Source organism: Corynebacterium sp. (genome assembly GCF_052107835.1).
Lineage (GTDB): Bacteria > Actinomycetota > Actinomycetes > Mycobacteriales > Mycobacteriaceae > Corynebacterium.
Genome location: NZ_JBQEDF010000005.1, coordinates 20,568 through 39,153, shown reverse-complemented (window position 1 = coordinate 39,153; position 18,586 = coordinate 20,568). Strand labels below are relative to the sequence as shown.

At 67.0% G+C, this 18,586-nt stretch carries 18 protein-coding genes; 4 read left to right on the top strand and 14 right to left on the bottom strand.

The window, feature by feature from the left end; genetic code table 11:
• Positions 1 to 10 precede the first annotated feature (10 nt).
• From ACTIL2_RS02160 to ACTIL2_RS02115, 10 genes are all read right to left on the bottom strand, one after another.
• Positions 11 to 379, bottom strand: a complete 369-nt coding sequence (locus ACTIL2_RS02160) for a hypothetical protein (protein WP_442335807.1) — start codon at positions 377 to 379, stop codon at positions 11 to 13.
• Positions 380 to 416: 37 nt separating this feature from the next.
• Positions 417 to 1,619 (bottom strand): acetyl-CoA C-acetyltransferase, encoded by a 1,203-nt coding sequence (locus ACTIL2_RS02155; RefSeq protein WP_442335806.1) that lies wholly within the window; start codon positions 1,617 to 1,619, stop codon positions 417 to 419.
• Between the two features lie 89 nt (positions 1,620 to 1,708).
• Complete coding sequence (locus tag ACTIL2_RS02150) at positions 1,709 to 2,341, bottom strand: 3-oxoacid CoA-transferase subunit B (protein ID WP_442335805.1); 633 nt, start codon at positions 2,339 to 2,341, stop codon at positions 1,709 to 1,711.
• Positions 2,338 to 3,102, bottom strand: coding sequence for a CoA transferase subunit A (locus tag ACTIL2_RS02145; RefSeq protein ID WP_442335804.1), 765 nt, complete (start codon positions 3,100 to 3,102; stop codon positions 2,338 to 2,340). Before ACTIL2_RS02145 ends, ACTIL2_RS02150 begins: the two co-directional genes overlap by 4 nt.
• Positions 3,102 to 4,814, bottom strand: coding sequence for an AMP-binding protein (locus tag ACTIL2_RS02140; RefSeq protein ID WP_442335803.1), 1,713 nt, complete (start codon positions 4,812 to 4,814; stop codon positions 3,102 to 3,104). The genes ACTIL2_RS02145 and ACTIL2_RS02140 overlap by 1 nt, the downstream gene beginning before the upstream one ends.
• Positions 4,815 to 4,820: 6 nt before the next feature.
• Positions 4,821 to 5,735 (bottom strand): HpcH/HpaI aldolase/citrate lyase family protein, encoded by a 915-nt coding sequence (locus tag ACTIL2_RS02135; protein WP_442335802.1) that lies wholly within the window; start codon positions 5,733 to 5,735, stop codon positions 4,821 to 4,823.
• Entirely contained in the window at positions 5,732 to 6,229 is a 498-nt protein-coding gene (locus tag ACTIL2_RS02130; protein WP_442335801.1) for a MaoC family dehydratase, read from the bottom strand. Before ACTIL2_RS02130 ends, ACTIL2_RS02135 begins: the two co-directional genes overlap by 4 nt.
• A 6-nt stretch (positions 6,230 to 6,235) precedes the next feature.
• Positions 6,236 to 7,426 (bottom strand): acyl-CoA dehydrogenase family protein, encoded by a 1,191-nt coding sequence (locus tag ACTIL2_RS02125; RefSeq protein ID WP_442335800.1) that lies wholly within the window; start codon positions 7,424 to 7,426, stop codon positions 6,236 to 6,238.
• Between the two features lie 36 nt (positions 7,427 to 7,462).
• A complete protein-coding gene (locus ACTIL2_RS02120) occupies positions 7,463 to 9,538 on the bottom strand; it encodes an ATP-binding protein (RefSeq protein WP_442335799.1) in 2,076 nt (691 codons plus the stop codon).
• 17 nt (positions 9,539 to 9,555) lie between these two features.
• A complete protein-coding gene (locus ACTIL2_RS02115; protein WP_442335798.1) occupies positions 9,556 to 11,205 on the bottom strand; it encodes a carboxyl transferase domain-containing protein in 1,650 nt (549 codons plus the stop codon).
• A 201-nt stretch (positions 11,206 to 11,406) separates the two neighbouring features.
• On the opposite strand from ACTIL2_RS02115, the gene ACTIL2_RS02110 reads away from it, so the two are divergent.
• A complete protein-coding gene (locus tag ACTIL2_RS02110; RefSeq protein WP_442335797.1) occupies positions 11,407 to 12,015 on the top strand; it encodes a TetR/AcrR family transcriptional regulator in 609 nt (202 codons plus the stop codon).
• 77 nt (positions 12,016 to 12,092) lie between these two features.
• On the top strand, positions 12,093 to 13,544 hold the full coding sequence (locus ACTIL2_RS02105) for a phytoene desaturase family protein (RefSeq protein ID WP_442335796.1): 1,452 nt from the start codon (positions 12,093 to 12,095) through the stop codon (positions 13,542 to 13,544).
• On the opposite strand, the gene ACTIL2_RS02100 is transcribed toward ACTIL2_RS02105, so the two are convergent.
• A complete protein-coding gene (locus ACTIL2_RS02100) occupies positions 13,498 to 14,010 on the bottom strand; it encodes a DUF3995 domain-containing protein (protein WP_442335795.1) in 513 nt (170 codons plus the stop codon). The two genes, ACTIL2_RS02105 and ACTIL2_RS02100, sit on opposite strands and share 47 nt — an antisense overlap.
• Before the next feature lie 86 nt (positions 14,011 to 14,096).
• On the opposite strand from ACTIL2_RS02100, the gene ACTIL2_RS02095 reads away from it, so the two are divergent.
• Both ACTIL2_RS02095 and ACTIL2_RS02090 read left to right on the top strand, forming a co-directional pair.
• The gene (locus ACTIL2_RS02095) at positions 14,097 to 14,669 is read left to right on the top strand and encodes a dihydrofolate reductase family protein (protein WP_442335794.1); all 573 of its coding nucleotides are present in this window, start codon (positions 14,097 to 14,099) and stop codon (positions 14,667 to 14,669) included.
• The gene (locus ACTIL2_RS02090) at positions 14,666 to 15,646 is read left to right on the top strand and encodes a helix-turn-helix domain-containing protein (protein ID WP_442335793.1); all 981 of its coding nucleotides are present in this window, start codon (positions 14,666 to 14,668) and stop codon (positions 15,644 to 15,646) included. The genes ACTIL2_RS02095 and ACTIL2_RS02090 overlap by 4 nt, the downstream gene beginning before the upstream one ends.
• On the opposite strand, the gene ACTIL2_RS02085 is transcribed toward ACTIL2_RS02090, so the two are convergent.
• From ACTIL2_RS02085 to purN, 3 genes are all read right to left on the bottom strand, one after another.
• Positions 15,621 to 16,184 carry a DUF4334 domain-containing protein gene (locus ACTIL2_RS02085; protein WP_442335792.1) on the bottom strand — a complete coding sequence of 188 codons (564 nt, stop codon included), beginning with the start codon at positions 16,182 to 16,184 and terminating at the stop codon, positions 15,621 to 15,623. The genes ACTIL2_RS02090 and ACTIL2_RS02085 overlap by 26 nt on opposite strands.
• A 134-nt stretch (positions 16,185 to 16,318) precedes the next feature.
• Complete coding sequence (gene purH / locus ACTIL2_RS02080) at positions 16,319 to 17,899, bottom strand: bifunctional phosphoribosylaminoimidazolecarboxamide formyltransferase/IMP cyclohydrolase (RefSeq protein WP_442335791.1); 1,581 nt, start codon at positions 17,897 to 17,899, stop codon at positions 16,319 to 16,321.
• The gene (gene purN, locus ACTIL2_RS02075) at positions 17,892 to 18,521 is read right to left on the bottom strand and encodes a phosphoribosylglycinamide formyltransferase (protein ID WP_442335862.1); all 630 of its coding nucleotides are present in this window, start codon (positions 18,519 to 18,521) and stop codon (positions 17,892 to 17,894) included. The genes purH and purN overlap by 8 nt, the downstream gene beginning before the upstream one ends.
• Positions 18,522 to 18,586: the final 65 nt, after the last annotated feature.

Genomic DNA, 18,586 nt, shown 5'->3' with positions numbered 1-18,586 from the left:
CTAGGACCTGTCACGCGTCGTCGGCGACTATCTCCGCTTTGAAGCCGGCCGTGTTCTCCAACCACCCCGCATAGTGGTCCGGACCACCCGCATGCGGATAGCGGTCCTGGTACAACGGCCGCCACCCGTGGCCACCGGCGGCCGACATGATCGTGTCCACCGTTTCAGCTGAGCCTGCCTTGAAGGCGAGGTGGTTCACTCCCGGAGACCTACGGTCATGCGTCTCCCCGCTCAGGTTCGGGGACAACGTCAACGTGAGATAAGCCCCGCCAGCAGCCCAGGATTCGCCTTCAGCCCACTCGTCCACACGCTCAAAGCCGAGTTCAAGGAGCAGCCAACCCCACTCACATCGGGCTTCCACCAGGTCGGCGATCCACACCTCGACATGGTGAAACCCCGTCACGGCGCTGACCCCCTCAGCGCCACAGCAGCAGGGCATCGCCCTGCCCACCGCCACCGCACAGCGACACCGCGGCACGTCCCGCCCCGCGACGTCCCAGTTCGTACGCGGCAGCGACCACCAACCGCGCACCGGACGCCCCGATCGGGTGACCCAACGAGATCCCGCCACCGTGGATGTTCGTCTTCTCCAGCGGGTAGTCCAGATCCTTGGCCGACTGCACCACCACCGCGGCGAACGCCTCATTGACCTCCAGGAAATCCAGGTCCTGTGCACTCCACCCCGCCTTGCCCAGCGCGGCGGACACCGCCTGGGACGGCTGGGAATGCAGGTAGGTGTCCGGGCCCGCGGTCTCCCCTGACGCACCCAGGGCAGCGAGCACCGTCAGACCACTGGCCTCGGCGTGGGAACGTGTGGTCAGTACCACCGCCGACGCACCATCGGAGATCTGCGACGATGATGCCGCGGTGATCGTCCCGTCCTTCGCGAACGCCGGACGCAGCGTGCCCAACCCCTCCTCGGTGGTGCCCGGGCGAACACCCTCGTCCGTGTCGACGACCACGGTCTCCCTGCGCCTGGTCACCTCCACACCGATGATCTCCTCAGCGAAGGTGCCGTCCGCGATCGCCGCCTCGGCGCGCTGGTTCGACAGCGCGGCCACGTGGTCCTGCTCGGCGCGGGTGATGCCGCGGTCAGTGTTTCCCGCCTCGGTCTCCGCGCCCATTGCGGTGCCGTGGATCGGATCGGCCAACCCGTCACGTTCCAGGGAGTCCTGTAGCGCCAGGGAGCCGAACTTCGACCCGGCACGCACCCCGGCGGCCAGGTGTGGGGCGTTGGTCATCGACTCCTGCCCGCCGGCGACGATGATCTCGGCATCACCGGCCCTGAGCATGCGCGAGGCGTTGATCACCGCGTCCAGACCCGACAGGCACACCTTGTTCACGGTCACCGCCGGTGTCGACATCGGCAGGCCGGCGGCGACAGCAGCCTGCTTGGCCGGGTTCTGCCCTGCCCCGGCCTGGATGACCTGGCCCATATAGACGTAGTCCACGTCCTTGGTGTCCACCCCGGCACGCTCCAGGGCACCACCGATCACGGTGGCGCCGAGATCGACAGCGCTCTTCGAGGCCAGGGCACCGAGCATCTTTCCCTGGGCGGTGCGGGCGGCACCGACGATGACAATGTCCTCTGGGGACGGGGTGGGTGCAGCGGTTGCCATGGTGGTTCGTCGTACCTTTCGTCGCGGATCTAGCTGTAAATCTGTATCTACCTATTATGGCGCACATTGTCGTCCGGGGTGGCTGGTTTCTACGCTACTGCGAGAGGCGCCCCCGTGGCGGCGCGAACCTCCTGCTCCGACACTCCGGGAGCACGTTCGACGAGAACCAGTCCCTCCGGCGTGCGGTCAATGACACCGAGGTTGGTGATGATGCGGTCGACCACCCCGGTCCCGGTCAACGGAAGCGAGATATCCTGCACAATCTTCGGTCCCCCGTCACGGGTCGTGTGCTCCATCAGCACCACGACCTTCCGGGCACCGACCACGAGGTCCATCGCACCGCCCATGCCCTTGACCATCTTGCCCGGTACGATCCAGTTCGCGATGTCACCGCGGTGGTTGACCTCCATCCCGCCGAGGATGGCAACGTCGATCTTGCCGCCCCGGATCATTCCGAAGCTCATCGCCGAATCAAAGTAGGAGGTTCCCGGCATCGCCGTGACCGTCTCCTTGCCGGCATTGATCAGATCCGGATCCGCCTCTCCCGCCAGCGGGTAGGGGCCGATACCCAGCATGCCGTTCTCACTCTGCAGGGTGACGTCGACCCCGTCGGGCACGTAATTCGGCACCAGGGTCGGCAACCCGATCCCCAGGTTGACATACTGCCCGTCCTGCAGTTCCTGCGCCGCGCGCGCTGCCATGTCCTGCCTGTCCCAACTCATCGCACTGTCTCCTTCTCGATGACCTTGTCACTGGCCTGCTCCGGGGTGAGTTCCACGATCCGGTGGACGTAGACCCCAGGCAGATGGATGTCATCCGGGGCGAGGTCCCCGACCGGGACAACCTTTTCCGCCTCCACGATGCAGATCCTCCCCGACATCGCCGCCACGGGGTTGAAGTTGCGTGCGGTCTCGTTGAACCGCAGGTTGCCGGAGGTATCCGCTACCTCGGCACGGACCAGCGCGACGTCGGCGATGATCGCATGCTCCAGAACCTGGTCCCGTCCTGCGATCCGACGTGTCTCCTTCGCCGGTGATACGACGGCCCCATCCCCTGCAGAGTCTGAGCCTCCCGTGCCGTACCTCCAGATCATGCCGCCGTCGGCGACCGGTGTGCCTACACCGCTGGCGGTGTAGAACGCCCCGATGCCGGAACCACCGGCACGCAACCGTTCCGCGAGTGTGCCCTGCGGTGCAAGTTCGACCTCCAGCTCGCCGTCAAGGTACTGGCGCGCAAACTCCTTGTTCTCACCGACGTAGCTGGCGACGATCCGGCGCAGTTGCCGGGTCGCGAGCAGCAGTCCGAGCCCTCGCCCGTCAAGACCCGCATTATTCGATACAGCCTCGAAACTCCCGGCGTCGCGGTGGGAGAGTTCGGTCAGCAGCACCTGCGGGATTCCGCACACCCCGAACCCACCCACCGCGAGAGTCGCCCCGTCGGGGATGTCCGCGACCGCTGCCGCTGCAGTAGTCAACTCAGTCATCACTTGCCTCCGTTGCCGTTCTGGTACAGACCGAGGATGTCGATGGACTTCTCCCGCATCTCGACCTTGCGGACCTTCCCGGAAATCGTCATCGGGAAGGAATCGGTGACATGGACGAACGCCGGAACCTTGAACTTCGCGAGCTGCCCGTCACAGAACCCGCGGATGTCCTCGACGGTGATGGGGGTCTTGTCCCCGTCGGGATCGTCCATGATGATCCACGCCATGACCTCCTCGCCGTACTTCTCGTCCGGCACCCCGATCACCTGGACATCAGCGATGTCCGGGTGCTCGTAGAGGAACTCCTCGATCTCCCGCGGGTAGATGTTCTCCCCTCCCCGGATGATCATGTCCTTGATCCGCCCGGTGATCTGCACGTAGCCGTCAGTGTCCATCTTCGCGAGATCACCGGAGTGCATCCAGCCCTCCGAGTCGATGGCTTCGGCGGTCTTCTCCGGCATGTCCCAGTAGGCCTGCATGACAGAATAGCCACGGACGAGCAGTTCACCCTGGACCTCGCGGGCAACAGTGTTGCCGTCGAGGTCCACGATCTTCACCTCGAGGTGCGGACCGACCCGTCCCACTGTCTCGACCCGCTTGACCACCGGATCGTCCGGAAGGGTCTGGTGGTTGACCGGTGAGGTCTCGGTCATTCCGTAGCAGATCCCGATCTCGGTGATTCCGAGGACGTCGATCACCTCGCGCATGGTCTTCGTCGGGCAGGAGGTCCCTGCCATCACTCCGGTGCGCAGACGGGACAGGTCGAGATCCTTCCCCTTCTCCCTCCATTGTTCCAGCAGCTGAAGTTCGGCCATGAACATCGTCGGCACACCCAGCAGGCTGGTGGCCTGTCCGTGGTGTGCCGCTTCCAACGTGGATTCCGGGGTGAACACCGGTCCCGGGATGATCGAGGCACTCCCGTGGGTGACTGCGGCAAGGATCCCGATGACCATTCCGAAGCAGTGGAAGAACGGCACGGGTATCACCACCCGGTCCGCGTCCGTGTAGCTCAGGCGTTCCCCGATCATGAATCCGTTGTTGAGGATGTTGTGGTGGGTCAGGGTCGCCCCTTTCGCCATGCCGGTGGTTCCCGAGGTGTACTGGATGTTGATCGGGTCGTGGGGATCCAGGGTGTCCCGGACCGCATTGAGGTCGAGGATCGCGTGTCCGGACAGTTCATCCCACCGCTCAGAACCGAAGAACACGGTCTCACGGTAGGGACGGTCGAAGGTGTGCTCCACCGTGCCGACCATCGCCCGGTAGTTGGAGTCCTTGAACCTTCCCGCGGAGAAGAGTGCCTTGATCCCGGACTGGTTCACCGCGTAGGTCAGTTCCCGGGTGCGGTAGGTGGGGTTGATGCAGACCAGGATGGCACCGATCTCGGCGGTGGCGAACTGGAGGACGGTCCACTCCCAGCGGTTCGGCGACCAGATCCCGATGCGGTCACCCTTGCGGTAGCCGGCGTTGTGCAGTCCCGAGGCGAGGCGTAGGACCTTGCGGTGGAACTCCTGGTAGGTGAGTTGAATATCGCCGTAGAGGTCGATGAGTGCGTCATTATCCGGGAAGGCTGCGACCGTCCGGGCGAGGCTCTGCCCGATAGTCTCCTCCAGCAGGGGTGTGTCGATCGGCCCCACCTGGTGGGATACTGCGGGGTCAACGTCATCGGGGGCGGTCAGGGCGGTCGGGCGAAGTGTGGGTTGGGTTGCGGTCATGGGGAATCAGCTCCTGGGTGTGTCAGGAATACGGTTGTGTATGAGTTCTGCCTGCCGGCGCAGTGGAGCGTCGATCATCTGGCCGTCGACGGCGAAGGCCCCGGAGTTTGTCGCTGCGCCGTCAAGGACGCGCCGGGCCCACTCCGCCTGTTCCGGCGTCGGCCGGTAGGCGTCCCGGATGACCGGGACCAGTGCCGGGTGGATGGACACCGTGGCGGAGAAGCCACTGGCGGCGGCATCGACAGCTTCGGCGTGCGCCCCGGCGGTGTCGGTGGTGTCGGCATGGATGGAGTCCAGCGCGACGATGCCGGACGCTGCCGCGTGCAGCAGCACCAGCGACCGGGCCAGGCGTGGAACCTCGCGGTACCCGCCGGGGTTCCCGGACGTTCCGCCGCCGGGTGCCGGCACCTCCCCGGCGCCATAACGTGACGACGTTCCGCCGAGCGCGGCGGTCAGGTCCTCAGCACCCCAGAACAGGGCGTCCACCTGCGGGTGGTCCGCAATTTCGGAGAGGGACAGGACGCCCCGGGGCGTCTCGACGAGGGCGATGATCCTCCAGGTCGCGGCGTCCGGCACCGCCTCCGACAGTGCGTCCAGCGTCTCCGCACCCTCCACCTTCGGCAGCATCACAGTGGTGAAGGGGGATTCAGCGACGGCACGCACGTCCGCATCGAAGTCCGGGGTGCCCGGTGCGTTGACCCGGACGATGGTCCGGGCCGGTTCGAGGGACCTGTCCTGCCCGGCGTCGATGATGTGCTGTCGCGCTGCGGCCCGGTTCTCCCTGCGGCAGCCGTCCTCCAGATCGAGGATGATCGCGTCCGAGCGGTCGGCGGCCTTCGCGAACCTGTCGGGGCGGTCGGCGGGGGCGAAGAGCAGGGCGGCGCCCGGTGGGGTCCAGCGGGAGGAGATCGGCTGCGTCATGAGGGATCCTCCGGTCGGCTCTGCATCATGGTGGAACGCACCGCGGTGCACACGATGTCCCCGTGTTGGTTGCGTCCGGCGTGCCTGAGCTCCACGACGCCCTGGTTCGGACGGGTCCTCGACTCGCGTTTCGACAGGCAGGTCGTCTCGGCGTAGAGGGTGTCACCGTGGAACATGGGGGCGGGGAACGTCACCTCGGTGAATCCGAGGTTGGCGACGATGGTGCCCAGGGTCAGCTGGTTGACGGACAACCCCACCACCGTGGACAGCGTGAACATGGAGTTCACCAGGCGTTCCCCGCGGAATCCCGGTTGGGAGGCCGCCCAGGCAGCATCCAGGTGCAGTGGCTGGGTGTTCATTGTCTGCGTGGTGAACAGGGTGTTGTCCGCCTCCGTGACAGTGCGCCCGGGGCGGTGCAGGTAGGTGGTGCCCACGGTGAACTCTTCGAGCCACAGGCCCCGCTGTTCAATGGTGTTCCCGGTGTTCTCTTCCATGGCGTCCTACCCCTCCAACCCGAGCGAGCGGGCGATGAGCATGAGCTGGACCTCGGTGGTGCCTTCCCCGATCTCGAGGATCTTGGAGTCCCGGTAGTGGCGTGCCACCCGGGTCTCGTTCATGAACCCGGCACCGCCGAAGACCTGCGTGGCATCCCGGGCGTTGTCCATCGCAGCGTCCCCGGCGACCATCTTCGCGATCGATGCCTCCTTGCTGAAGTCGGCCCCGGTGAGCATCTTGGTTGCCGCCGCACGCCAGGCCTGACGGGCGGACCAGGCACGGGCCTCCATGCGGGCGATCTTGAAGGAAATGCCCTGGTACTCGGCGATCGGATGCCCGAAGGAGGTGCGCTGCCTCGCATAGCTCACAGCTTCATCCACACACCCCTGTGCCGCGCCGGTGGCCAGCGCGGCGATGGCGACCCTGCCCTCGGCGAGGATCGACAGGAACTGGGCGAAACCCCGGCCGCGTTCACCCAGGAGATTCTCCCCGGGGACGCGGACATCGTCGTAGCTCAACGGGTGGGTGTCGGAACTGTTCCAGCCGACCTTGTCGTAGGCCGGCTCCGCGGTGAAGCCGGTGGTGTCCGTGGGCACGATGATCGCCGAGATCTCCTTGCGGCCGTCCTCGCGGGTGCCGGTCACCGCGGTGGTGGTGACCAGTGAGGTGACGTCCGTCCCCGAGTTCGTGATGAATTGCTTGGACCCGTTGATGACCCAGTGGCCACCGTCGAGCTTCGCGGTGGTCTTCGTGCCGCCGGCGTCGGAACCCGCCCCCGGTTCGGTGAGTCCGAATCCGGCGAGGGACCGGCCGGCGATCAGATCGGGCAACCAGCGTTCCTTCTGCGACTGTGTACCGTAGCGGTAGATCGGCATCGCCCCGAGGGAGCAGCCGGCCTCCAGGGTGATTGCCACCGACTGGTCCACGCGGGCGAGTTCCTCCAGTGCGACACCCAGGGCGAAGTAGTCCCCGCCCATCCCGCCGTACTCCTCGGAGAAAGGCAGGCCGAACAGTCCGAGCTCTCCCATCCTGGACTGGATCCCGTAGTCGAAGGTGTGGTTGCGGTAGTTCTCGGCCGCCCGCGGGTCGACGACCTCGTTGGCGAACTCCTCGACGGTACGGCGCAGTTCGGCGAGTTCCGGGGTCAGTCCGTCATCGGCGGATGAGCGGGAGCGGGAGGTGGTGGGCGAAGTCATGGTGTGTCCTTTCGGTTCATTCGGGGTTGTTCGTCGCTATTCGGCGCTGACGGAGGCGAGCACGGTGCCCGCGCCGACCTTGTCGCCGACCGCGCAGCCGAGGTCGACGGTTCCGTCGTGGGATGCGGTCAGTGAGTGCTCCATCTTCATCGCCTCCAGCACAATGAGCGGCTGGCCCGCGTTCACGGTCTCGCCGTCACCGACCCGTACCGAGACGACGGTCCCGGGCATCGGGCTGAGGACGTCATCCTCACGGGCGGCGACCTCGACGGCATCCCTGCCCAGCCCCAGGCGTTGGATCACCCAGGTACCTTCGGGACTGGAGACCGCCACGGCCTGTTCACCACCGGCATCGTCGGCGGGCACGGGTCTGGTGACCCACCTGCGGGATGGAACCGCCTCCCCCGCCCCGGCGAGGACGTGGACTGTATCCGTGCCACCAGCATCCTCACCCAGGGTGGCGATCTCGGTGACCGTCACTGATTCCACAGCAGGGTGTTCGGGATCGACCGGTGACTGTCGCAGGGTCATGGACTCCACGACGGTATCGAGGGTGGCGTCGACCGGCCCCGACCCGGGGACGGACAGGCGCACGCGGAAGGGTGCGGGCGCTGCCCCGGCCCGCCATCCGTCCGCAGCGGCCCATACGCCGCGGTGCCCGGCGTCGTGAGAGGCCTTGGCAGCGCTGTCCTGCAGTGACAGGACGGCGGCCAACACGGTTTCCCCTGGGGCAGGGGGCTCCACGTAATCACCGACGATGCGGTCAAGCAGACCGGTGTCCAGATCCCCGGCGCGGACCTGCGGATACCCCAGCAGGAAGCGGTTGAAGTTGATGTTCGTGCCCAGCCCGGCGAGCAGGGTGTCACCCAGGGCCGCATCGAGGCGGTGCACCGCCTTGTCACGGTCGGCACCGTAGGCGATGATCTTGGCCAGCATCGGGTCGTAGTCCGACCCGATCTCCTGGCCCTCGACCACGCCACTATCCACCCGCACGCCCGGGCCGTCCGGCCACCGCAGCGCGGTGATCCGTCCGCCGGTGGGCAGGAAACCGTTCGCAGGGTCCTCTGCGTAGACCCGTGCCTCCACCGCGTGCCCGGTCAGCGTCACGTCCTGCTGGGTGAGCGGGAGCGGCTGTCCCTGGGCGACGAGGATCTGCAGGTCGACCAGGTCAATCCCGGTGACCAGTTCGGTGACGGGGTGCTCGACCTGCAGGCGGGTGTTCATCTCCATGAAGAAGAAGGTGTCGGGCTGCTTCGCCGAGACGATGAACTCCACGGTGCCCGCACCCCGGTATCCGCAGGAACGCGCGGCGTCGCAGGCCGCCTCACCGATGCGTGCCCGGGTCGCCTCGTCCAGCAGTGCGGACGGGGCCTCCTCGATCACCTTCTGGTGGCGGCGCTGCAGCGAGCATTCGCGCTCGCCGAGGTGGATGACGTTGCCGTGGGCGTCAGCCATGACCTGGACCTCGATATGACGCGGGGTGTCCACGAAATGCTCGATGAACAGAGTGTCGTCCCCGAAGGAGGACGCCGCCTCGCGCCGTGCGGAAGCCAGTGTCTCCGGCAGGTCCGCCGGGTCCGCGACAACGTGCATCCCCTTGCCACCACCGCCGGCGGACGGTTTGATGAGCACAGGGAAGGCGACTCCGTCGCTTCCGTCGGTGCCGGTGACCCCGGCGATGAGTTCTTCGTCCGTCAGTCCCGGCCGGGAGATGCCGGGCACCGTGGGAACACCGCGGGATTCCACGGTGGAGCGGGCGGTGATCTTGTCGCCCATGCCCTCGATGGCCGTCGCCGGTGGGCCGATGAACACGATCCCGGCCTCCTCGCAGGCGCGGGCGAAGGCGGCGTTCTCCGAGAGGAACCCGTAGCCGGGGTGGATGGCACCGGCGCCGGAGGCCACCGCAGCCGCGATGACCTTCCCGATGCTCAGGTACGACTCGGACGCAGCGGCGGGGCCGATCCGCACCGCTGCATCCGCGGCGGTGACGTGGGGGGCGTCGGTGTCGGCATCTGAGTAAACCGCGACGGCACGCAGCCCCGCCTGCTGCACCGAACGGATGACCCGGCAGGCGATTTCGCCACGGTTGGCGACGAGGACTGTATCGAACATGGTTCTTCTCTCTTCTCTCACATCCGGAAGACGCCGAAACCGGCTCCGGAACGGCTGCTGGCGCTGTCGTCGCGGGGGACCCGGGCACAGATACCGAGTGCCATGGCCAGGATGCGGCGGGTGTCCGCCGGGTCGATGACACCGTCGTCCCAGAGCCGTGCGGTGCCGTACCAGCAGCTCGACTTCTCCTCGAACAGGTCCCGGATAGGCTTCTCGAACTCCTCCCGGTCCTCGTCGGACCAGGTACCGCCCTCGCGGGTGACCTTCGCCCCGCGCACGGTGGACAGTGTCATGGCGGCCTGTGGTCCACCCATCACAGAGACCTTCGCGTTGGGCCAGGTCCACAGGAACCGGGGCGAGTAGGCGCGACCACACATGGCGTAGTTGCCTGCTCCGAACCCGCCACCGGTGATCACGGTGAGTTTCGGGACGCTGGCCGTGGCCACGGCGGTGACCATCTTGGCACCGTGTTTGGCGATGCCCCCCTGCTCGTAGTCTTTGCCGACCATGAAACCGGTGGTGTTCTGAAGGAACAGCAGTGGGGTGCCGCGCTGCTCACACAGTTCGATGAAGTGGGCGGCCTTCACCGCACCGTCACCGAAAATCACCCCGTTGTTGGCGATCACCCCGACCCGGTGTCCCTCTATCCGGGCGAAGGAAGTGATCACGGAGTTGTCGTACTCCGCCTTGAACTCGTGGACCGATGCAGCGTCGGTAATGATGTCGATGACCTCGCGGGCATCGTAGGGGGTCTTCAGGTCGGTGGGAACCACGTCATAGAGATCGCTCTGCGGACGCGATGAGGACGGGGTGTCAGCGGTGGCGGACGTGACCGGCGCTGCGGGCTCGTCCGGCGGCAGTGTGGCGATGATGTCGCGGATGCGCTGGATGGCGTCGGCATCGTCAGCGGCAAGGTGGTCTGTGACACCCGAGACTCGGGAGTGCATCGCCCCACCACCGAGTTCCTCGGCGGAGACGTCCTCTCCGGTTGCCGCCTTCACCAGCGGTGGACCGGCGAGGAAAATCGTTCCCTGGCCGTCAACGATGACCGTCTCATCCGAGATCGCCGGGACATAGGCGCCGCCAGCGGTGCAGGAGCCCATCACTGCGGAGAGCTGAGGGATTCCGGCCGCGGACATACGTGCCTGGTTGTAGAAGATCCGGCCGAAGTGGTCCCGGTCGGGGAAAACCTCGTCCTGCTGCAGCAGCATCGCTCCCCCGGAATCCACGAGGTAGATGCAGGGCAGCAGGTTGGCTTCGGCGATCTCCTGGGCACGCAGGTGCTTCTTCACCGTGACCGGGTAGTAGGTGCCGCCGGAGACGGTGGCGTCATTCGCAGCGATGAGGCAGAGGCGGCCCTCCACCAGACCTACTCCGGCGACGATACCGGCGCCGGGGACTCGTCCGTCGTACATGTCCTCGGCGGCCAGCGGGGCAACCTCCAGGAATGGACTGCCCGGATCGAGCAGGGCGTCCACCCTGTCGCGGGGAAGCATCTTCCCGCGGGAAATGTGGCGGGCCCGGGCCTTGTCTCCCCCGCCGGCGCGGGCCCGGTTCAGCCGCTCGCCGAGTTCGGCGACGAGGCTGCGGAAGTTGTCCCGTTCGCCGGGGGGATCCGTGGCTTCTGGAGCACCCAGGGTGCCTGCGGTGTCAGTCAGCGCCGTCATGGCATGGTCCTTTCCCTCGGGGTCGGAGAGCTCGTTGTCCTGGCCAACAGGACGGGTACTGGTGTGATACGCAACACAGTATGGGACTCAGAGTGTTGAGTCAAGCATGATTCATTTTTGGCTGCAATTGCACCCTCAGCCTCCGGACACTGATACCCTGAATCCGACATTTCACCAGCGGAGCCCACGACCGGAGATGCCATGCCACACACCCCACAGCAGGACCGCAGCCGTGAGACACGGCGAAAGCTCCTGGATGCGGCCATCTCCACCCTGTCCGACAGCGGCGTTGCCGCTACGACGGTCAGCGCCGTCGCAACCAGGGCAGGAATGTCCCGCGGAGCCGCCCAGCGACATTTCCTCACCCGGGACGTGCTCATCGAGGAAACAGTGACCGAGTTCTACTCGCGACTCACGAGGCAGTTGCGCCGCGCCGTCGCCGACCTCGGCGCCACGCCCCAGGATTCCCCCACCACGGAAGTGCTCAGCCTGGTTGTCGATGCGTTCAGCAGTGACTCATTCCGTGCTGCACTTCACGTGTGGTCCGCTGCCGCAGGCTCGGAGAGCGAGCTCCGGGACCTCATCGTTTCCTCCGACTCCCGTTACGCACGCGAGGTCCACCAACTCATGGCCCTGGCCCTCGACGCCGACCTGACGGACACTGCAACCCGCGAGCTACTGCGCATGACAGTGGATCTTGCCCGTGGGCTCGGCCTCGGAGCAGTACTCATCGACAATGCCGATCATCGCCGCAGGGTTATCGACCGATGGTCGACCATGCTGAACGGGGGAATTCGCAGGAACAGCTGACTGGGCCCCGGCCGCACCTGGGACGAGCTACCCGCGTCCAGGAGAAAATGCTGAGTTTGGCGCTACGGTGGGATGTTATGCCCCGCTCCCCCCGCACCGCCACAGTCGTCGGCTCGGGCCCCAATGGACTCGCTGCCGCACTCGTCCTCGCCCACGCCGGACTACAGGTCACCGTGGTGGAAGCGGAGGACACGTTCGGTGGCGGCGTGCGCAGCGCCGAGTTGATGCAGTCCGGGGTGGTCCACGACCTGTGCTCCGCAGCCCACCCACTGGCGCAGGCAAGCCCCTTCTTCAGGGAATTCGGGGGCAGGCTCGCCGACCACGGACTGCAGTTCGCCACCGCCGACGTGGACATGGTGCACATTCTCGATCAGCACCGTTCCGCCAGTCTGCACACCTCTCCGGAGGACACCGCGTCCGCACTCCCGGGGCAGGACGCCACTGCCTGGCGCGCGTCCTTCTCCGCACTGGGAAACCGCGCCGACACGGTCGCCGGGGAGTTCCTCCAACCCCTGCTGCACCTCCCACGGCACCCGCTGCTTCTTGCCGGGTTCGGTCTGAATGCGGCGCTTCCCGCCTCCTGGTCGTGGCGCCGTTTTCGCAGCGAGGAGGCCCGCGCCCTGTTCGCCGGTATTGCCGCGCACGCCTTCACCCCATTGCACTGGCCTGGATCGTCCGCCGCAGGATCGCTGCTGACCGTCGCCGGACACAAGCACGGCTGGCCGGTCGCCGTCGGCGGCTCCCAGGCCATTGGGGATGCCCTGGTCGCTGAACTCCGCGCGATGGGTGGCACCGTCACCACCGGAACACGCGTCACGGACCTGGCACAGGTCCGTGACGCCGACCTGGTCCTGCTGGACACCTCCGTGGAGATCGCCACACAGATTCTGGGTGACCGGCTGCCCTCCAGGACAGCGAGGGCATGGAGCAGGTTCCGCCGGGGCCCCGGTCTCGCGAAAGTGGACTACGTCCTGGACGGGGATGTCCCGTGGTCCTCGACGGACGCCCGGCGCGCAGGCACCGTCCACCTGGGCGGCACCGCCGGGCAGATCGCGGCATCCGAGAAGGACTGCTGGGCAGGACGACTCCCCGGCCGCCCCTTCACCCTGGTCGGCCAGCAGTACCTCGCCGACCCGTCCCGCTCGGCGGTGGTCGACGGTCGCACGCTGAACCCGTTGTGGGCCTACTCCCACGTCCCCGCCGGGTGGGACGGCACTGAGCGGGAGACTTTCGAGCTGGTCACCGCCCAGATCGAACAGGACGCCCCCGGTTTCCGGGAGCGCATCATCGACTGGACCGCCTCTCCCCCGGCGGCTGTCGAGGCTCATAACCGGAACAATGCCGGAGGCGAGATCTCCGGCGGGGCGAATGACCTGGTGCAGTTGCTGGCGCGTCCCCGGCTGTCACCGGATCCCTACTCCACCGGCGTGGACGGGGTGTTCCTGTGCTCGTCGTCGACTGCCCCGGGGGGTGGGGTCCACTTCATGTGCGGGATGAACGCCGCGAAGCGTGCGCTGAAGGTTCCGTGATCCGTCTGCTCAGCCACAGCCCGGCCGCCAACGCCGCTCCCCAGATCAGGAACATCGGATCCCAGTACCAGGCGTGGCCCATCATCCCGTCCCGGTCGTAGCCGTCCCCGGGTTCAATCACACCGCTGAGAACCAGGTTTCCGACGACGGTGTTCACCCCACCCCAGACAACCAGGGACACCGCGCCAAGCCAGCTGACCGTGCGGAGCAGCCGCCGGAGCCACCACGGCCAGGTGGGGAACCAGGCAGTCACCAGCACCATCGGCAGCAGCGCGGCGACGATCTTCAGCAGTCCCACCGGCAGCAGCAGGACCGCGTTCTCCTCCCACAGCTCCACCAGGTCAGAACCCAGCGTCCCGACCAGGAACTCTCCACCTAAGCCCCAGTACACGCTGAATCCGCCGTGGATGACACCGGTGACGGCGGCGACCGCGAGCATGACCGACGCAATGGTTTTTCGGGCCATACCTTTCCAGGGTAGCGGCAGGGCACACGCACAGACAGCAAGAACGGTCGGGCCGCAGAACCCGGCGCACTCCTAGCCTGTGAATCATGCGCATCATCTACTACACCGCCAGCAGCCTCGACGGCTATCTTGCCGACCCGTCACAGAGTCTCTCCTGGCTCTTCGCCCAGAACCACGTCGAACCCACCGATCCCGAACTCCGGATGGACACCCTGCCCAGCCGTACCCGGGCACTCCTGATGGGCAGTACCACCTTCGAATGGATGCGGCAGGAGATGGAGTCGAACGGTGGGGACTGGCCACACCAGCAGCCGACATGGGTCCTCAGTCATCAGAAGCACGACCCCATCCACGGTGCTGACCTGCACTTCACGTCCGGAGACATCGCCGACGTGGTCAAGCAGATACAGACAACCGCGCCAGCGTCCGACGGTGTTCTGTGGGTGGTTGGCGGCGGCGACGTCGCGGGCCAGTTGGCCGACGCCGGACTGCTCGATGACATGGTTGTCAGCTACGCACCGGTCACCCTGGGCGCCGGGGCTCCCCTTCTGCCGCGTCGACTTCAGCTGAGGTTGGAGTCCACGGAGGTCGCCGGTGACTTCATCTCCGCCCGTTACCTGGTCGAGGGCGCCCGGACTGCGGCAGACTGGACGTCGTGAGCGAATCCCCTGATGACAACTCCGCGTCCACCGGTGCCGGTCGTCGCCCGGACCGGCTGCGCGAGTTGTTGGACGCCGTACTGGATGAGTCGGCGGACGACCTGACCGGCATGGCGGACCGGGCGCACTCCTCACGCTTCCATTTCGCCCGGCAGGTCAGCAGTGGCGCGAAGGAATCGCCGGTGGCCCTGCGGCGACGGGTAGACCTGGAGAGGGCGGCGTGGGGCCTCCGCTCCGGCCGCAGCGTCACCGAGACCGCGTGGGAGGCCGGGTACGACTCGGTGGAGGGCTTCGCCCGTGCGTACCGTCGTGCCTACGGTCACCCGCCGTCGGACACCCCGACCGGTCCGGTCGGCCGGACCGGCCACTGGCTGCCGGCCCCGAACGGCATCCACTTCCACGCTCCGGAGTCACTGTGGATCACCGCCGATCCGAGCAGCGACCAGGTGACCTTACTGATGGCCCACCACGACCTCGACGACATCCGGTCGCTTCTCCTCACCGCGGGGGAGTTGGAGCCACAGGAGTGGACCCGGACCCGCTATCCGGGAATGCTGCTGCTGGAATGGGCGGGACCGGAGGAATCCATCGCCGTCCTACTGGAGCGTGCCATCACCCAGTTCGAGGTGTGGCTGGCATCCATCGAGGGACGGGAGCAGCCGCCCACGGAGCCTGGGAACAGTTCCGGGGGTTCCGCGACGCCTTCCGCCGACGATCTCCTGGACCGCCTTGATCTGATCGGCCCCCGCTGGTCGTCGATGCTCACCGATGTGGAACACCGTGGTGCCTGGGGTGACCGTCTCGTCGATGCCCTGTGCGACCCACCGGAGAGCTTCATCCTGGGCAGCATCGTCGCGCACGTGCTGACCTACAACGCCCAGCGCCGCGGCCTCGTCCGTTCCACGTTGCGGCAGGAGGGCGTGCTTCCGGACGGGGACGAGGGCGACCCGATCATGTGGCTTCGCGGTGGAGACTGAAGAAGAAGGGGTTGTCCAGGTCCCGGTGGTCCATGGCCCCCAGGAGAGTGTCGCCGTCGACCAGACGGAAGTGGTCATTGATGGGCTGGCGGTCGTAGACCATCGTGCCGCTCACCACTCCCCGGTACCCGACCATCCGCAGGCGGGCAGCAGGCTTCCGGGTCTTCAGCAGCGGCATCGCCGTCTTCACCACCGGGCCGAGGCCGAACTTCTCTGTGAGGGGACGCAGCCTGATCGCGGTCATCATCGGCACCAGCGCCGGATTGATCGGGAACTGCCCCCGCTTCCCATCCATGACCAGCGGATGGGCGTCGTCAGCGGTGACGTAGCGTTTGCCGTGCCAGCCGGTCATCTCCAGCAGCCCGTCCAACGGATTGCCCGTGTCCACCCCTGCGCCGTGCCAGGCTCCGATCATCTGCTCCACGTCCACGGGCGGGAGCGAGTCGTAGAACTCCAGTGCCGAGGCCAGGTCGGTACCTTCAGACTCCATGGCTGCGAGAGTGGCAGCGGTGGTTGTTTCACTGTCGATAATGCTCATATCTCGCACCGTACAGGGATGCGCCGCCCCTCAGGCGGGCATCGCGGCATCCAGAGTTGCTCTGAGCGGAAAAAGCCATCCCTGGGTGCCGGGATGCCGGCCCCCAGTTTCTGAGAGCAGGGACAGGGTACCGATCAGTGCGCGAAGTGGCGCTCCCCGGTCAGGTACATCGTCACACCGGCAGCGACCGCAGCATCAATGACCTCCTGGTCACGCACGGACCCACCGGGCTGCACCACGGCACGCACCCCGGCCTCGGCCAGGGTCTCGAACCCGTCGGCGAAGGGGAAGAACGCATCCGAGGCAGCAACAGCACCCTCGGACCGCTTCTCGTCCCCGGCCAGGGTGTTCGCCCGCTCCACGGCGATCTTCGCCGAGTCCACACGGTTCACCTGGCCCATGCCCACGCCCACCGTGGCACCGTCCTTGGTCAGCAGGATCGCGTTGGACTTCACCGCACGCACGGTCCGCCACGCGAACTCGAGCTCGGCAAGAGTGGCGTCGTCGGCGGCCTCACCGGCGGCGAGCGTCCAGTTGGCGGTGTCGTCGCCGGACGCGTCGACCAGGTCGCGTTCCTGCACCAGCAGTCCGCCGGTGATCTCACGGTGCTCCACCGCACCCTCCTTCACCGGAGGCGTGGTCTGCAGGATGCGGATGTTCTTCTTCTGGCTCAGCACGTCCACCGCACCGTCCTCGTAGCCCGGCGCGATGATGACCTCGGTGAAGATGCCGGCGACCTGCTGGGCCAGCGCCTCGGACACCGGACGGTTGACCGCGATGACTCCGCCGTAGGCGGACACCGGGTCGCAGGAGTGGGCGGCGCGGTGGGCGGTGGCGACATCGTCGGCGACGGCGATACCGCAGGGGTTCGCGTGCTTGATGATGGCCACGCAGGGACGCTCGTGGTCCCAGGCGGCACGCCACGCGGCGTCCGCGTCGGTGTAGTTGTTGTAGCTCATCGCCTTGCCGTGGAACTGCTCGGCGTTGGCCAGGCCACCGTCCTGCCCCGGGGCGGAGTACACCGCGGCGGCCTGGTGCGGGTTCTCGCCGTAGCGCAGCTCGTGGGTGCGCTCGTGGACTGAACCGATCCACTCGGGGAACTGGGCGTCGTCACCTTCGGCGGTCTGCCCGGTCAACCAGCTGGCCACCGCAACGTCGTAGGACGCGGTGTGACGGAAAGCCTGGGTGGCCAGCAGTGCCCGCTCACGCAGGGTGAAACCACCGTCGGCCACCTTGGTGATGACGTTGCCGTACTCGCCCGGGTCGGTGACCACGGCGACGGACGGGTGGTTCTTCGCCGCGGCGCGCACCATCGAGGGCCCGCCGATGTCGATCTGCTCCACGCAGGCGTCGTAGTCCGCACCGGACGCGACGGTGTCGGTGAACGGGTACAGGTTCACCACGACCAGCTCGAAGGGCTCCACCCCGAGGTCGCGCAGCTGCAGCAGATGGTCGTCCTTGCGGGTGTCGGCGAGGATGCCGGCGTGGACGCGCGGGTGCAGGGTCTTCACACGGCCCTCGAGACACTCCGGGAATCCGGTGAGCTCCTCGACACGGGTGACCGGGATGCCGGTGCCGGCGATCTTCGCTGCGGTGGATCCGGTGGAGACGATCTCCACCCCCGCCTTGTCCAGGCCCGTCGCGAGCTCCTCGAGACCGGTCTTGTCGTAGACGCTGATCAGCGCGCGGCGGATGGGTCGGGTGGTTTCAGTCATTGATCCAGGCCTTTCGTCCTTCGATGGTGTAGCCGTGTTCGGCCGTGCGGTGGAGCACGTCGACGATCAGTGCCCTTTCCACCGTCTTGATCCGTTCGTGGAGGGTGTCCCGCGTGTCCCCGCGGATCACCGGGACCGCGCGCTGCGCGAGAATCGGACCGGTGTCCACGCCGTCATCGACGATGTGGACGGTGGATCCGGTGAGCGTGACCCCGTACGCCAGGGCGTCCTCCACGGCATGGGCGCCGGCGAAGGACGGGAGAAGTGCGGGGTGGGTGTTGATGATCCGTCCGGCGAACCGGGAGGTCACCGCATGCCCCAGGATGCGCATGAAGCCTGCGCTGACGATGACGTCCGGGGCGTGGTGGCCGATCTCGTCGGCGAGGAGGGCATTCCAGCCGTCCCTGTCGTAGCCCTCGACCCGGTCGGGGTTGTACTCGACGAGGAAGGTGGGACGGTGCGCGTCCGCGGCCCGGTCCAGCGCCCGGCACGGGCGGTCCGATCCGACGGCGACGACATCCACCGACGGACCGAGACCGTCGATCATCGACTGCAGCAGGGTCCCCTCGCCGGACGCCAGGATCACGACACGCAGTGCCTCACCTGTGCGTCCGACACCCACCTGTGCAGGTGCCGGGGCCGTCGGGGTCGACGCGGGGGTTGCAGAGTCACTCACGGCACCCCAGC

What these genes read in the sequence shown, in the direction of transcription:
- ACTIL2_RS02155 (WP_442335806.1), bottom strand. Translation starts at nt 1,619, where the DNA reads ATGGCAACCGCTGCACCCACCCCGTCCCCAGAGGACATTGTCATCGTC.
- ACTIL2_RS02125 (WP_442335800.1), bottom strand. Translation starts at nt 7,426, where the DNA reads ATGACTTCGCCCACCACCTCCCGCTCCCGCTCATCCGCCGATGACGGA.
- ACTIL2_RS02100 (WP_442335795.1), bottom strand. Translation starts at nt 14,010, where the DNA reads ATGGCCCGAAAAACCATTGCGTCGGTCATGCTCGCGGTCGCCGCCGTC.
- ACTIL2_RS02120 (WP_442335799.1), bottom strand. Translation starts at nt 9,538, where the DNA reads ATGTTCGATACAGTCCTCGTCGCCAACCGTGGCGAAATCGCCTGCCGG.
- ACTIL2_RS02095 (WP_442335794.1), top strand. Translation starts at nt 14,097, where the DNA reads ATGCGCATCATCTACTACACCGCCAGCAGCCTCGACGGCTATCTTGCC.
- ACTIL2_RS02145 (WP_442335804.1), bottom strand. Translation starts at nt 3,102, where the DNA reads ATGACTGAGTTGACTACTGCAGCGGCAGCGGTCGCGGACATCCCCGAC.
- purH (WP_442335791.1), bottom strand. Translation starts at nt 17,899, where the DNA reads ATGACTGAAACCACCCGACCCATCCGCCGCGCGCTGATCAGCGTCTAC.
- ACTIL2_RS02150 (WP_442335805.1), bottom strand. Translation starts at nt 2,341, where the DNA reads ATGAGTTGGGACAGGCAGGACATGGCAGCGCGCGCGGCGCAGGAACTG.
- ACTIL2_RS02135 (WP_442335802.1), bottom strand. Translation starts at nt 5,735, where the DNA reads ATGACGCAGCCGATCTCCTCCCGCTGGACCCCACCGGGCGCCGCCCTG.
- ACTIL2_RS02130 (WP_442335801.1), bottom strand. Translation starts at nt 6,229, where the DNA reads ATGGAAGAGAACACCGGGAACACCATTGAACAGCGGGGCCTGTGGCTC.
- ACTIL2_RS02140 (WP_442335803.1), bottom strand. Translation starts at nt 4,814, where the DNA reads ATGACCGCAACCCAACCCACACTTCGCCCGACCGCCCTGACCGCCCCC.
- ACTIL2_RS02110 (WP_442335797.1), top strand. Translation starts at nt 11,407, where the DNA reads ATGCCACACACCCCACAGCAGGACCGCAGCCGTGAGACACGGCGAAAG.
- ACTIL2_RS02115 (WP_442335798.1), bottom strand. Translation starts at nt 11,205, where the DNA reads ATGACGGCGCTGACTGACACCGCAGGCACCCTGGGTGCTCCAGAAGCC.
- ACTIL2_RS02085 (WP_442335792.1), bottom strand. Translation starts at nt 16,184, where the DNA reads ATGAGCATTATCGACAGTGAAACAACCACCGCTGCCACTCTCGCAGCC.
- ACTIL2_RS02105 (WP_442335796.1), top strand. Translation starts at nt 12,093, where the DNA reads ATGCCCCGCTCCCCCCGCACCGCCACAGTCGTCGGCTCGGGCCCCAAT.